The 13,320-nt window shown below is 73.8% G+C and carries 11 protein-coding genes and 1 pseudogene; 2 read left to right on the plus strand and 10 right to left on the minus strand.

Going from position 1 to position 13,320, the window contains the following annotated elements; genetic code table 11:
* Positions 1-131 precede the first annotated feature (131 nt).
* Both AMK29_RS23840 and AMK29_RS23845 read right to left on the minus strand, forming a co-directional pair.
* Positions 132-608, minus strand: a pseudogene (locus AMK29_RS23840) (ATP-binding protein); the annotation flags it as partial.
* Positions 609-835: 227 nt separating this feature from the next.
* A complete protein-coding gene (locus AMK29_RS23845; RefSeq protein WP_073816388.1) occupies positions 836-1,156 on the minus strand; it encodes a hypothetical protein in 321 nt (106 codons plus the stop codon).
* 175 nt (positions 1,157-1,331) lie between these two features.
* Between AMK29_RS23845 and AMK29_RS23850 the strand changes: the two genes are divergently transcribed.
* Positions 1,332-2,474: a PLP-dependent cysteine synthase family protein gene (locus AMK29_RS23850; protein ID WP_073816391.1), complete on the plus strand. Its 1,143-nt coding sequence runs from the start codon at positions 1,332-1,334 to the stop codon at positions 2,472-2,474.
* Here the strand turns inward: AMK29_RS23850 and AMK29_RS23855 are convergent.
* From AMK29_RS23855 to AMK29_RS23865, 3 genes are all read right to left on the minus strand, one after another.
* On the minus strand, positions 2,434-2,934 hold the full coding sequence (locus AMK29_RS23855) for an SRPBCC family protein (RefSeq protein ID WP_073816393.1): 501 nt from the start codon (positions 2,932-2,934) through the stop codon (positions 2,434-2,436). The genes AMK29_RS23850 and AMK29_RS23855 overlap by 41 nt on opposite strands.
* Before the next feature lie 243 nt (positions 2,935-3,177).
* Entirely contained in the window at positions 3,178-3,615 is a 438-nt protein-coding gene (locus AMK29_RS23860) for an SRPBCC family protein (RefSeq protein WP_073816395.1), read from the minus strand.
* Entirely contained in the window at positions 3,612-4,439 is an 828-nt protein-coding gene (locus AMK29_RS23865; RefSeq protein ID WP_198942325.1) for a DeoR/GlpR family DNA-binding transcription regulator, read from the minus strand. The genes AMK29_RS23860 and AMK29_RS23865 overlap by 4 nt, the downstream gene beginning before the upstream one ends.
* 135 nt (positions 4,440-4,574) lie before the next feature.
* Here AMK29_RS23865 and AMK29_RS23870 point away from each other — a divergent pair, with 135 nt between their 5' ends.
* Positions 4,575-7,031, plus strand: coding sequence for a hypothetical protein (locus AMK29_RS23870; RefSeq protein WP_073816397.1), 2,457 nt, complete (start codon positions 4,575-4,577; stop codon positions 7,029-7,031).
* On the opposite strand, the gene AMK29_RS23875 is transcribed toward AMK29_RS23870, so the two are convergent.
* The 5 genes from AMK29_RS23875 to AMK29_RS23895 form a co-directional block, all read right to left on the minus strand.
* Positions 7,001-9,406, minus strand: a complete 2,406-nt coding sequence (locus AMK29_RS23875; protein WP_073816399.1) for a right-handed parallel beta-helix repeat-containing protein — start codon at positions 9,404-9,406, stop codon at positions 7,001-7,003. The two genes, AMK29_RS23870 and AMK29_RS23875, sit on opposite strands and share 31 nt — an antisense overlap.
* A 106-nt stretch (positions 9,407-9,512) precedes the next feature.
* Complete coding sequence (locus tag AMK29_RS23880) at positions 9,513-10,121, minus strand: Rv1733c family protein (RefSeq protein WP_073816401.1); 609 nt, start codon at positions 10,119-10,121, stop codon at positions 9,513-9,515.
* 154 nt (positions 10,122-10,275) lie between these two features.
* Positions 10,276-11,100: an MOSC domain-containing protein gene (locus AMK29_RS23885; RefSeq protein ID WP_073816403.1), complete on the minus strand. Its 825-nt coding sequence runs from the start codon at positions 11,098-11,100 to the stop codon at positions 10,276-10,278.
* Between the two features lie 54 nt (positions 11,101-11,154).
* Entirely contained in the window at positions 11,155-11,649 is a 495-nt protein-coding gene (locus AMK29_RS23890) for a DUF6643 family protein (RefSeq protein ID WP_073816404.1), read from the minus strand.
* Between the two features lie 435 nt (positions 11,650-12,084).
* Positions 12,085-13,287: a glycosyltransferase gene (locus AMK29_RS23895; protein WP_073816406.1), complete on the minus strand. Its 1,203-nt coding sequence runs from the start codon at positions 13,285-13,287 to the stop codon at positions 12,085-12,087.
* Positions 13,288-13,320: the final 33 nt, after the last annotated feature.

Here is a 13,320-nt window from a genome sequence, read left to right on the forward strand (position 1 = left end):
GTCAGGACCGGCTCGGGCGTGAGGACCGGTTGGGGTGTCAGCACCGGTTCGGGCGCGAGGGCCGGTTCGAGGGCCGGGGACGGGTCGGCCGGGGCGCTGAGCGGAACGCCGGAGAACCGCCCGTACCCCACGAAGGGACCCTCGGTCGCGGAGCCGTACACGGCGTGCGGACGGGCCATGACCGGGACGGCGCGCGGCGGTGCAGAGAGGGTGAACCACACCACCTTCCCGTCCGCGCCGCAGGGGCGGACACCCCAGCTCTCGCTGACCGCGCCGACGATGGCGAGGCCGCGGCCGGAGGTGGCCAGTTCGTCGAAGGCATCGAGGGGCTCCGGGCGACAGGCCTGCGGTATCCGCGGGTCATGGTCCCGGACGGAGACCGTCAGCCGGTCGAGCAACAGCTCGATCTCGACGGTGCACCGCTTGTCCGGCCGGGCGTGCCGGTGGACGTTCGTCAGAAGTTCGGTGACTCCGAGCACGGCCTGATCGACCAGCGCGTCGAGATGCCAATGACGCAGATGCGCGGACACAATCCTGCGGACCTGTCCGATCCGCGACGGCAGGGCCTGAAGCTCCACCGCGTAATACCTGCTCGGCTCGCTGATCACGGCTGCGACTCCCCGAAGTAGTCCGGAAGAAGACGAAGATTCGGATCTCTCCATGCGACACAGGGGCTCGGACGGGGTAGCGACCTCGACGTACGGTCACCGTCGATGAACCCTCTGTGAGGTGATACCAGCGTGAACCAGTGGTGACTGTCGCGCAACTCACAGCGGGCCGGAGCCAGGTCGGAGGGCGGCCGGCCCCCGTCCGCGCCCGTGGTCGCCCCGGCCCGTCAGCGCCGCCCGGCAGCCCTCTTCAGTGCCGCGAGGAAACGGCCCGTCTCCTCGGTCTCGTCCTCGCTCGCGCCGTGGTCGTCGCCGTGCAGCGTCAGCCGGTAGCGGGTGCCGTTCACCGTCGCCACCGCCTCGTCGGACCGCGCGAACCACGGGCGTCCCGCCCGGACCTTGCTGACCGGCGCGCTGTCGATCTCGCTGCCGTAACTCGTGAGGAGGGCGAGCCGGCCGTCCTCGATCCGCACCTCCCCGGCGCGCGTCAGTGAACGCGGCCACCGGTCGATCCGTACGCCCCTCGCGCTGAACTCGGGTTCCGACATGCCGATCCGCCCCTTTCACCCGGTTGTCGTTCCCAGTGTGCCGGGCCGCCCCCGCCCGCACCAGAAGGCCTCCCCGCAAGTCATCCCTATGGACAGTCAAAGGAATCGTTTGCCCAGGTGAGAGGGGTATCGTCGGCAGTGGGCACCGAGTGGAAGAGACCGAGGAGAGGCACGGATGAGCACCACGGAGAACAGCGTGGGGAACCGGGCGGCCGCCGCGGCGGTGACCGTCGACGTCGACCGCAGCGACCCGGCGTACCGGTCGTGGCTCAAGGAGGCCGTCCGCAAGGTCCAGGCCGACGCCAACCGCTCCGCCGACACCCATCTCCTGCGCTTCCCGCTCCCGGAGAAGTGGGGCATCGACCTCTACCTCAAGGACGAGTCCACCCACCCCACCGGCAGCCTCAAGCACCGCCTCGCCCGCTCCCTCTTCCTGTACGGCCTCTGCAACGGCTGGATCCGGCCCGGAAAGCCCGTCATAGAGGCCTCCAGCGGCTCGACCGCGGTCTCCGAGGCGTACTTCGCGAAGCTCATCGGCGTGCCCTTCATCGCCGTCATGCCCCGCACCACCAGCCCCGAGAAGTGTCGGCTCATCGAGTTCCACGGCGGGCAGTGCCACTTCGTCGACGACTCGCGCACGATGTACGAGGAGGCCGCCGCCCTCGCCGAGCGCACCGGCGGCCACTACATGGACCAGTTCACCTACGCGGAGCGGGCCACCGACTGGCGCGGCAACAACAACATCGCCGAGTCCATGTTCCAGCAGCTGAGGCTGGAGCGGTTCCCGGAGCCCGCCTGGATCGTGGCGACCGCGGGCACCGGCGGCACCTCGGCGACCATCGCCCGCTACGTCCACTACATGCAGCACGACACCCGGATCTGTGTCGCCGACCCGGAGAACTCCTGCTTCTTCGACGGCTGGACGCACCACGACCCGGACGCCACCGCCGACTGCGGCTCCCGCATCGAGGGCATCGGCCGCCCCCGGATGGAGCCCAGCTTCGTGCCCGGGGCCGTCGACCGCATGATGAAGGTCCCCGACGCGGCGAGCGTCGCCGCCGTCCGCGCCCTGGAGGCCGCCATCGGCCGCAAGGCGGGCGGCTCCACCGGCACCGGCCTGTGGAGCGCCTTCAAGATCATCGCCGAGATGGTCGCCCAGGAGCGGACCGGCAGCGTCGTCACCCTGATCTGCGACCCCGGCGAGCGCTACCTCGACAAGTACTACTCCGACGCCTGGCTGGTCGGCCAGGGCCTGGACATCGCCCCGTACAGCGCCGTCATCGAACGGTTCCTGGCGACCGGGGCCTGGCCGGAGTGAGCCGCCGGTCGAGCCGGCGCGCCGCGTCCCGGAACGACAGCCCCACGCCGGGCCCCGCCAGTCGCAGCCCCAGCCGGAACGGGGTCGCGCCGTCGGCCGCCATGGTCCACCGCAGCCGGGTGCCCTTGCCGGCGGGGGAGAGGGCCCACTCCTCCGCGAGCGCCGTGACGCCCGGGGCGTTGGTGGCGTCCACCCGGTAGGCGTAGCGGACGTCGGGTTCGGCGGCGAGGACCGTTTCTTCGAAGGCGATCCCGCCCCGCAGCCGGACCGTCCTGCCGGCCCCGTCGGCGGTGGGCACGGCGGAGACGACCGCCGTGAACCAGGCGGGCATGCTCCCCACCTCGACGGCGAGCGACCGGTAGACGGCCGGGGGCGGTGCGGCCAGCGTCGCGGTGAAGACCAGGCGGACGGGCGCGGATGCGGTGAAGTCGAGCTCCACCGGCCTCAGTCGGCGTGCCATGGACCGTACCTCCCCAGGACGGAAGCGAAAGAGCACCCTAGCTGACGAGATGTCAACAGCACAGAGGGCGAGGGGCGTCTCCCGATGGCGGGCCGGCCAACAGACGCCCGGCGAGGGGCGCCTCCCGCCGGGCGGGCCTCCCGCAGGACGCCCGACGAGCGGTGCCCCCGGACCACACGCCGCCCGACGACGGGCGCCCCCGGCACACGCGCCCGGCAAGAGGCGCCCCCCGGACAGACGCGCTCAGCTCCTCCGCAGCAGCCCGTCCACCGCCCTGCCGAACAGGACCCGTCCCGCCAGGGCGAGCACCGGATCGAAGGCGCGCGGGACGCCCCGTACGGACAGCTCCTCCGTCCACACCACCCGGCTGCCGCCCGGCGTCTCCGTCACCTCGACCAGAGCCCAACCCCGCACCACCCGGCCGGACTTCTCCAGCCGGCACGCGCCGGTGCGTCCGCCCGCCGGCGGTTCCCAGCGCACGACCTCCATCGGGTCGTCGAAGGCCAGCCGGCCGATGCCGGTCCGGGCGGTGAACCGGGTACCGACCCGGTTCGGCCCCGGCGTCAGCACCCTCGTCCGGGTCAGCGGCACCATCCGGCCGTGCGCCGGCCAGTCCGTCAGCCGGCGCCACACCTCTCCGGGGGCCAGCGGCACCGTCCGCTCGACCCGGAACCGGCTCACGCCTGCTCCTCGCCCGCCACCACGAGACCCGGCAGCTGTTCCGCGATCTCGCCCCGGGCACCCTCGGGCAGGCCGCGGTCCGTCACCCAGGTGTCCACCTCGTCGAGCGAGGCGAAGGAGCTCAGGCCCACCGTCCCCCACTTGGTGTGGTCGGCGACCACCACCACCCGGCGCGCCGACTGCATCAGACACCGGTCGGTCTCCGCCTCCGCCAGGTTCGGCGTCGACAGTCCGGCCTCCACCGAGATGCCGTGCACCCCGAGGAACAGCAGGTCGAAGTGGAGCGAGCGGACCGCCCGGTCCGCCACCGGCCCCACCAGCGCGTCGGACGGCGTGCGCACCCCGCCCGTCAGGACGACCGTCGCCGCCCCGCGCCGCGACTCGGCCCCGTTGCCCGCCAGCTGCGCCTCGTGGAAGACGTCCGCGACCCGGACCGAGTTCGTCACCACCGTGAGGTCCGGGACGTCCAGCAGATGCCGGGCCAGGGCGTAGGTCGTCGTCCCGCCGGACAGGGCGATCGCCGTGCCCGGCGCGACCAGGGCCGCCGCCGTCCGGGCGATCTCGTCCTTGGCACTGAGTTCGAGCACCGACTTGGCCTCGAAGCCCGGCTCGTGGGTGCTCGCCTCGACCACCGGAACGGCTCCGCCGTGCACCTTCTCCAGCATGCCCTGCCGGGCCAGCGCGTCGAGGTCCCGACGGATCGTCATGTCCGAGACGCTGAGACGCCGGGTCAGCTCGTTGACCCGGACACCGCCACGCCGCCGGACCTCGTCGAGGATCAGGGCGCGCCGCTGTTCCGCCAGGAGGTTCTGGTTGTCAGTCACCGCCGGGGCCGGTCCTTCCGCAGGAGACAAGGGGATGGCTGTCGGATTTCGGTGAGGAACGGTGCGCAGATGCACGTCCGTCCGCGATCCTGTAGCCGACGTCGCATCTTCCCACCCTGAGAGGAAGTCCCCTCAGTGTCCCCTGCCACACCCGCCCCGGAGAGCGGGGGCGCGGCGCTCGAACTCCTCGTCCACGGAGTCGGCGGAGCGACCCCCCAGGACATGCTCGACGACCCCAGGACCGTACGGATCACCGGCGACCGGACCGCCGCCATGTACCGCCGCGCCGAGGACGTCGACGCGGAGGCCCACCCCGAGCGGTACGCGTCGCGCCCGGTCCCGGAGGCGTACTGCTGGTCCAATCTGACCTCGGGCGACGGCGCCCGGGCCTTATGGCTGCTGCTCCTGCCGTTCATGGTCGTCAACCTGGCGCACTGGATGCGCCCGCCCTCCCGGGGAGGCCGGGGGCTCGTCCGCCTGTACGGGGTCGTCGTCCGGCTCGTCGCCCTCACCCTCACCGTGCTCCTCACCGCCGCCGCCTGCGAGGTCGCGCTCGACCTGACGGCCTGGCAGTGCGCCGGCACCGCAACCTGCGCCGACGCCTACTCCTGGCTCGGCTTCCTCTCGGCGGACCGGGGCGGCTGGTGGTCCCTCCCCGGCCGCCGCCTCGCCCTCGCCGCCCTCGTCCCGACCGCCCTCGTCGGCCTCCTCTGGTACCTGTCGAACCGCACCTGGAGCGCGTACGAGGCCCAGCGCCCGCCCACCGGCCACGACGCCCCCGTGGAGACACCGTGGACCGGACCGCAGCCGCCGGTCGGGACGCGGCCGGCGGGCACGGCGCCGCCCGCCGCCGAACCGACCGGCCCGGCGACCGCGGTAACCGAAGAGCTCGGCTCGGACCCCGTCGAGCAGCGCCCCGCCCTCGGCCGCCCCGGTTTCTGGTACGGGCGCCGGCTCGTCGCCCGCCTCAGAGCCGCGCACACCGCCGCCGGCCTCCTCACCGTCTCCGCCGCCCTCGTCACGGCGACCGCACGCCACGACGCCACGACCCCCGGCGGTGCCGGCGCCGTCATCGGCCCGGCCCTCCAGGCCGCCGTCGTCGCCCTGTCCGTCCTCGTCGTGTGGGTCGTCTGCCGCCGCGGCCGCAGCGAGCGCCGCCTCGACCTGCGCGTCGAACGCGCCCTCGTCTCCTGGCTGCCCGGCGCCTCGCTCGCCCTCCTGGCGCTCACCGCCCTGTACGCCGGCTGGTCACGCCCCGGCTGGACGTCCACCGGCACCCTCCCCGGCGACGCCTTCTTCGGCGCCCTCACCCTCGTCCAGGGCGGCCTTGTCGTCGCCCTCGGCGTGGTCGCCCTGCTGCTCCAGCGTCCCGGCCGGAACCCGCGCACCGCGCTGCGCGGACTCGGCGGCCCCGCCGTCGCCATGCTCGCCTGCGCCCTCGGCGGAGTCATGTCCGGGGGAGTGGCCCAACGCGTCGCCGACTGGCTCGACGGCCCCGGCGCGGGCGACGGCGGCCACCGGATCGGCCCGCCCGTGCTGCTCAGCTGGCAGGCGTCCACCATCCCCGTCCTGCTCCTGCTGCTGCTCGTACCTGCCGCCCTCCTCGCCGTACGCACCGTGCTCGCCGCCCGGCGGCTGCGCGCCACCGTCGAGGCCGACTACGACACCGCCGACGAACGCGACCCGGTCCGCACGGGACAGATCGCGTCCGGCCGGGCCCGTGCCGGGCTCACCGACTCCGCGCCCGTCCTCGTCGGCGTCGTGTCCGGCGCCACCCTGCTCCTCGGGGCCGTCTCCGTCGCCGGGGCCTGGGCCAGCGGAAACGTCCCCGGGCGGGCCTTCGACGGAGCCCACCCCGCCGTCGCGGCCGTGGCCTCCGCCACCCAGGCCCTCGGCTCCTGGATGATCGGCTTCGGCTTCCTGCTCTTCGTCACCTGGGGCCGTCGCGCCTACCGGGACGCCTCCGCCCGCCGCACCATCGGCATCCTCTGGGACGTCGGCACCTTCTGGCCCCGTGCCGCCCATCCCTTCGCCCCGCCCTGCTACGCCGAACGCGCGGTCCCCGACCTGACCTGGCGGATGAGCTCCTGGACCCGGAGCACCGGCGGCCGGCTCGTCATCTCCGGGCACTCCCAGGGCAGCGTCCTCGCCGCGGCCGCCGTCTGGCAGCTGTCGCCCGCCACCCGGGGCCGGGTCGCCCTCCTCACGTACGGCTCACCCCTGGAGCGGCTCTACGGACGCTGGTTCCCCGCCTACTTCGGCCCCGACGCGCTGCGCGCCCTGCACCGGACGATCCACTGCTGGAACAACCTGTACCGTGCCACCGACCCCATCGGCGGCCCCGTCCGGGTCCCGGCGGAGGACGGCCGGCCGGCCGTGGACGCGGCCGTCCTGCTCGATCCGGTCGCCTACGGCCGCACCCGCCGGCACCCCCTGCCCGAACCGATCCTGGGCCACTCCGACTACCAGGCAGACCCGGCGTTCGCCCTCCGCCGCACCGCCCTCCTCGACCAGCTGCTCCCCGCCATGCCCCGGCAGCGCGACCCCCACGAGACCGCGGATCAGGGCAGTTCGGGCAGATCCTCCGGATAGAGCAGCGTCAGGTCGTCCGTGCTCGCCTCGGCGAGCGCGGCGACCCGCCCCGCGTGCCGCTCCACCATCGACTCGAAGGTCTGCCGCGCGGTGCGGCCGTTGCCGAAGGCCGGACCCTTGGGCAGCTTCGTGAAGTACACGAGCAACGCCTCGTCCGTGCCCGGCGCGAGCCGGTACTCGTGCTCGTCCGCCTGCTGCCCCACGATCCGCAGCAGCTCCTCCGGAGCGTAGTCACCGAAGCTGATGGTCCGTGAGAAACGGGACGCCACACCGGGGTTGACGGTGAGGAAGCGCTCCATCTCCGCCGTGTAGCCCGCGACGATCACGACCACCGCGTCCCGGTGGTCCTCCATCAGCTTCACCAGCGTGTCGATCGCCTCCCGGCCGAAGTCCCGCCCCGAGTCCTCGGGCGACAGGGCGTACGCCTCGTCCACGAACAGCACCCCGCCCCGCGCCCGGTCGAAGGCCTCCTGGGTGCGGATCGCCGTCGAGCCGATGTGCTCACCGACCAGGTCCACCCGGGACACCTCCACCAGGTGCCCCCGCTCCAGGACGCCGAGCGAGGCCAGGATCTCGCCGTAGAGCCGGGCCACCGTCGTCTTGCCCGTACCCGGGTTGCCCGTGAAGACCAGATGGCGGCGGACCGAGGCCGCCTTGAAACCGGCCTCCTGACGTCTGCGCCCCACCTCGATCATGTTGGTGAGGGTGCGCACCTCCAGCTTGACGCTCTCCAGACCCACCAGGGCGTCCAGCTCCCCGAGCACGTCCTGCGACGAGCGGGACGCCGGCACGGGGACCGGAGCGGCCGGCGGCGGCGCCGTGGGCCGCGGCGCGGGCACCGTCCCGAGCAGCCCCGCCGACTGGGTGGCCGTCAGGACCGTCCCCCCGTCGGGTACGGAGGACCGGACCGCGCTCTCGTCGCTGGTGCAGTCCTCCGCGCTCGTCCCCTCCTCGGGGAACTCGTACCCGCCGCGCGCGCACCGCTCCGTACGGCACTTGCGCAGCGTGGTCCGGCAGCCGTCCGTGACGTGGAACCCGTAACCGCCGCTCCCGGTGACCCGGCACCCGTGGAAGGAGCCGCGCCCCTCGGCCGACACGTAGAACCCGGCCTCGGCGGGCGAGGTGACCGTGCACCGGTCGATCGTGGGGTCGGCGCCCTTGGTGACGATGACCCCCGTCTGCACGGAGTCGAAGGTGCACCCGCCGAGGGTGCCGCCGCTGCCGTGGTCCCGGAACCAGGCGCCCGTCGAGGCCTCCCGGATCCGGCAGTCGTCGAGCTGCGCCGTCGCCCCGTCGCTCACCGACACCGCCGTGTTCCGCACCTGCGACAGATCGCTGTCGACGACGTCGACCCGCGAGCCCCGGTCGAGGACGAACAGGGCGTCCGGCACGTCGTGCACCCGGCAGGCGTCGAGGACGGCCGTCGCCCCGTCGCTCACCCACACCGCCGGGTAGTCGCCCGTACTGTCGTGGATCTCGCACTGGTTGGCGTCCACCCGGGTCCCCGGGTCCCACACCGACAGGCCGTTGCGGCCGAAGCGGCGGACCGTCGACCGGGTCAGGGTGAGGACCGAGCGCGAGCGCAGGTCGACGGCGTTCTCGGGGATGTCGTGGATGTCGCAGTCCGAGAGCGTGAGCACCGCGTCGGTGTCGAGGGTGATGCCGTCCGCCGACGTGCGGTGCACGGAGGAGTCCGTGAGGTGCGCGGTGGCGCGGGCCGCGATCTGGAGCCCGGCGCCCTTGATCTCGTACACCTCGCAGCCGATGCCCTCCAGGGCGCTGCCCTCGCCGGTGACGGCGATCCCGGCGCCGGAGGCGTGGTGCACCCGGCAGCGCTCGAGACGCGGATGCGCCCCGCCGCGCACCGAGACGCCCGCCTGCCCCGCGGAGACCACCTCGCACTCCTCGAACACCCCGCCGGCCCCGTCGAGTACGGCGATGCCGACCCCGGCCGGGTTGTCGACCGTGCAGCGGCGGACCGTCGGCCGGGCCGCTCCCCGCACCTCGATCCCGGCCGCCGAGCGGGTCATGATGCGCAGGTCGAGCAGCTCGGGCGTGCCGTCCTCGACGAGCAGCGCGGGCGCGGCCACGTCCTGCCCCTCGATGTGGAGGTCCTGCACGGTGACGGAGGCGCGCAGCGTCAGCGGCACCCCGTCGGGCGGCGCGATCCGCACCGAGCCGACTCCGCCCTCCGGGCCGCGCAGGGTGACGGCCCGGCGCACCACGAGGTTCTCCCGGTAGGTGCCCGGGGCGACGGTGAGCACGTCCCCGTCACCGGCCGCCTCGAGCGCGGCGGCCAGCGAGGGGTACTCACCCGTGCGGCGCCGCCACCGCGATGTGCCGGTGTGCGTCACCTGGACCGTGCCCTGTGCCATGGGTGTGTCCTGCCCCCGCCTCATGCCTCGCCGCTGATCCGATGCCCCACCGTAGCGCGCGCGGGGCGGCGGGGTTGACGGGTCGCCGACGAGCACCCTCGCGTGCTCAGCTGCCCGTTCCGGTGCGGCCCCAGTCCGGGCCGGTCGCCGCCCACGCCCGGTCGAGACGCGCGTACCGCAGCAGCACCAGTCGGCGTACGGCGAGACGGCGGACGATCTCCACCAGGACGCCCGTGAGCAGTGCGGCGGTCAGCCCGGCGACGGCCGCGTGGGCGCGGGCGGTGCCGGCCTGCATCGGTGCCGGCGCCGGGCGTCCGTCCCGGTCCGTCCACAGCGCGAAGACGGTGCCGGGGGCGGACGTGCGCCGGGCCGTCGTCACCGTTCCCGTACGGGGCGAGCCGTCCGGCGCGGTCCACCGGGCCACGACCTGGCGGCGCAGCCGCTCGTCGCCGGCGTCCTCGGCGGTACCGGACCGGCTCGCGGGCGGGTCGGCGGGCCGTACGACCCGGGCCGTCGTCGGCACGCGCTGTTCCTGCTGGACGCGGACCGCGCGCTGGAGCGAGTCGTCGGCCGACGATCCGGCCGCCCAGCCGGTGAGGGGCACCAGGACGCAGAGCAGGACGGCCGCCACGAAGGCGACCCAGGCTTCGACGAGGTCCGTGGTCCGGCGCAGGGGATTGTGCCGCCAGCGCCAGAGTCCGATGGCTGCGCGCACGTCGGCACCCCCTCGTCGTTCACCGCTCCTTCGACGAGTGTGCCTCGGGGGACGGCCCGCCGCCCGTCGGGCCCGTGAAGTGTGACGGGTGTCCCGCCTCTTGGCCCCCGGTCCGCATCTCGGCCCCCGGAGGAACGCGCGGCGTACGGCCCGCTCAGTCCAGGATCTTCACCTCGTCGCCGACCCGGACCGTGCCCGTGTTCTCGGGGACGAGGTTCTGGCCGAAGATGACCCGGCCGTCGTTCTTGCGGTGCTGGGCGAGGGTCCGCAGCGGCTCCTTGCCGCGCTCGGCGGTCGACTGGTTCGTCGTGGTGACGACACAGCGCCCGCACGGCCGCGCGACCCGGAAGGTGATCTCTCCGACGGCGAGCCGCGTCCAGCCGTCCTCCTCCCAGGGGGAGGTCCCTCCGATCACCAGGTTCGGCCGGAACCGGTTCATGGGGAGGGGGCCCTCGTGGGCGTGCTCCCCCTGCGCGATGAGGGAGTTGAGGGCGTCGAGCGAGGACGTGGTGGCGACGAGCAGCGGATAGCCGTCCGCGAAGCTCACCGTCTCGCCGGGCAGGGCGTACGCCGGGTCGACGGGGCGCCGGTGTTCCGGGGCGTCCATGTGGACGAGCCGGAACTCGTCCTCCAGGTACGCCGAGAGCCAGCCTCCCGCCGCCCCGTCCGCCGGGACGGCCTCGACGTGCTTGTCGAAGATCTCCACGGTGACGGTCGACGAGGGGTGCGGAACATCGACCGTCAGGGGCGGGTGGCCGGGCGCGGAGAGGGTGACCCCGCCGCCCGGCAGCGGCTCCGCCGTGGCCAACGCCATCCGGGGGTGACGGCGTTGGGTCACGACCTTGCCCGCGGCGTCGACGACGGCCCAGCGGCGGTCCCCGGCCAGCCCCCAGGGCTGGACCTCGGCCTCCGTGGGAGCCAGCGCGCGCATGGCCTTCACCGGGTGGACGTGGACGGAGCGGAGCACAGGAGTCGGCATACCGTCATCCTGCCAGCCGCCCCGGGCTCCCCGTCGTCCGGTGCGGGGCGCCGGTCAGTAACCCCCGCCCTGGTAGGGACGGTTGTACGGGTCGTCGTACGGCGAGGGGGCGGGGAACGCCGCGGGCACGGGCCGGGGCGCCGCGGGACGCATCGCCTCGTACCCCGCGGCCGCCGGCCGGGGCTGCTGCGGGTACTGCCCGCCCTGGTAGCCGCGGGGGGCCGTCTGCTGCTGCGGGATGTACGGGGCGGGGGCGTGCTGCAGGGGCACGGGGGCCATCTGCTGCGCGGGCTGCGGGTAGCCGTAGCCGTTGCCGTAGGAGGGCTGCGGGGAGGGCGCCGCCGGAAGGGCGGGCAGGGCCGCGGGGAGCGCCGGCAGGTAGGAGCCGCTCGTGGGAAAACTGCTGCCGGTGTCGTAGGCGGCGGGCACTCGGATCGGGGCGATCTGAGGCGTGCCCCGCTCCGCGACCAGGGAGTCGTAGATCGGGGTGTCCGGGAAGGACGGCGCGGTGTGGTAACCGCCTCCATAGGTGGAGCGGGGGGAGGTCATGGCACATAAGTTAAGCCCACGATGTGCTGGTTGGGGAGCCTGATTAGAGGGTTGTTTGACGGGCTTGGGGGAGAAGTGGATCCCCAATCAGAGCGAACGTGTCAAAAACGGGCGGCGGCGCACGCCAAGATCGTGTAAAAGCCGAGTTCGGAGGGGGTTACCGGCGGGTCGGACCCGTCCGGTCCGGTGCGGTGCCCCAGGCATGAAGAACGCATAAAGAAATGGTGCCGAGAAGGGGGGCGGGAACTTGATCATGGGCATGATTGCGCGTCAATCCGCCACATCCGGGGGTCATGTGTACGCGCCGAATTGACGGCGCTACTCCCCGTGTCGGAAAAACCATTTACCGCGAGGAAGCCCCCCGGCCACGACCCCGCGAACGGCCCTCGGCGGTCCGGCGCCGCCTCCGGACCGGCCACGACCCGCGAACGGCCCTCACCGGTCCGGCGCCGCCTCCGGGCGCGCGTACGTCCGGCCCTTCCAGGCCGCGCCGACCCCCCGGTGGTGCCGCACCGCCGAGTCCACCGTCATCAGGAGATAGAGGAACGCGGTGAACGGCAGCAGCGGCGCGAGCCACAGCGGCTGCCGGTAGTAGCGGAGCATCGGCACGTACGTCCCCGCCATCACCGCCCAGGCCGCACCGCCCGCCCAGGCCGCCACCGGGTCCCCGCCCAGCACCCCCGCCACCAGGGCCACCGGCGGCACCAGGTAGACGAGGACGAGACCCGCCACCGTCCCCGCGAGCAGCAACGGGTTGTGCCGCAACTGCGCGTACGCGCTCCGCGCGACCATCCGCCACAACTCACCGAGCCCCGGGTACGGGCGGACGCTGTCGACCCGCTCCGCGAGACCCAGCCAGATCCGCCCGCCGGCCCGCCGTACCGCCCGCGCCAGCGACACGTCGTCGATCACCGCCTGCCGGATCGCCTCCGGTACGTCCGCCGCCTCCGCCGTCTTCGTCCGCAGCAGCACACAGCCGCCCGCGGCCGCCGTCGCCAGAGGCCGCTCCCGGTTGATCCAGCGGAAGGGGTAGAGCTGAGCGAAGAAGTAGACGAACGCCGGCACGACCAGACGCTCCCACAGGGTCACGACCCGGAGCCGGGCCATCTGCGACACCAGATCCAGCTCGTTCCCCACCGCCGCCGACACGAGCAGCCGCAGACTGTCCGGCTCATGGGCGATGTCCGCGTCCGTCAGCAGCAGGAACTCGGGTCCACGCGCCCGTGCCAGCGCCATGCCGTGCCGCAGCGCCCACAGCTTCCCCGTCCAGCCCCGCTCCGGCTCACCCGGCGACGCGACCGTCAGCGGCAGCCCGCCGCACCGGGCGGCCAGCTCGACGGCGAGCCTCCCCGTGCCGTCCGTACTCCCGTCGTCCACGAGGATCACCTCCGCGACCCCCGGATAGTCCTGCGTGAGCAGCGACGGCAGACTCAGCGGCAGCACCCCGGCCTCGTCCCGGGCCGGCACCACGACGACCACCCGCGGCCAACCGCCCTCGCCGTCCGCGGCCTGCCCGCGCGCGGGACTTCGGACGGCCGGCGGCAGCCGCTGGTCCGTACGCCAGAAGAACCCCTGGCCCAACAGCAGCCAGCCCCACACGACAGACGAACCGAGCGCGAACCAGGCGAGGGTGCTCATTCGCGGCAGTCTGCCCCAGATCGCGGGGGATGT

Source organism: Streptomyces sp. CB02261 (assembly GCF_001905665.1).
In the GTDB taxonomy this organism is placed as follows: Bacteria; Actinomycetota; Actinomycetes; order Streptomycetales; family Streptomycetaceae; genus Streptomyces.

Coding starts and splice junctions, on each gene's coding strand:
- AMK29_RS23845 (WP_073816388.1), bottom strand. CDS start 1,156: ATGTCGGAACCCGAGTTCAGCGCGAGGGGCGTACGGATCGACCGGTGG.
- AMK29_RS23850 (WP_073816391.1), top strand. CDS start 1,332: ATGAGCACCACGGAGAACAGCGTGGGGAACCGGGCGGCCGCCGCGGCG.
- AMK29_RS23855 (WP_073816393.1), bottom strand. CDS start 2,934: ATGGCACGCCGACTGAGGCCGGTGGAGCTCGACTTCACCGCATCCGCG.
- AMK29_RS23875 (WP_073816399.1), bottom strand. CDS start 9,406: ATGGCACAGGGCACGGTCCAGGTGACGCACACCGGCACATCGCGGTGG.
- AMK29_RS23885 (WP_073816403.1), bottom strand. CDS start 11,100: ATGCCGACTCCTGTGCTCCGCTCCGTCCACGTCCACCCGGTGAAGGCC.
- AMK29_RS23890 (WP_073816404.1), bottom strand. CDS start 11,649: ATGACCTCCCCCCGCTCCACCTATGGAGGCGGTTACCACACCGCGCCG.
- AMK29_RS23895 (WP_073816406.1), bottom strand. CDS start 13,287: ATGAGCACCCTCGCCTGGTTCGCGCTCGGTTCGTCTGTCGTGTGGGGC.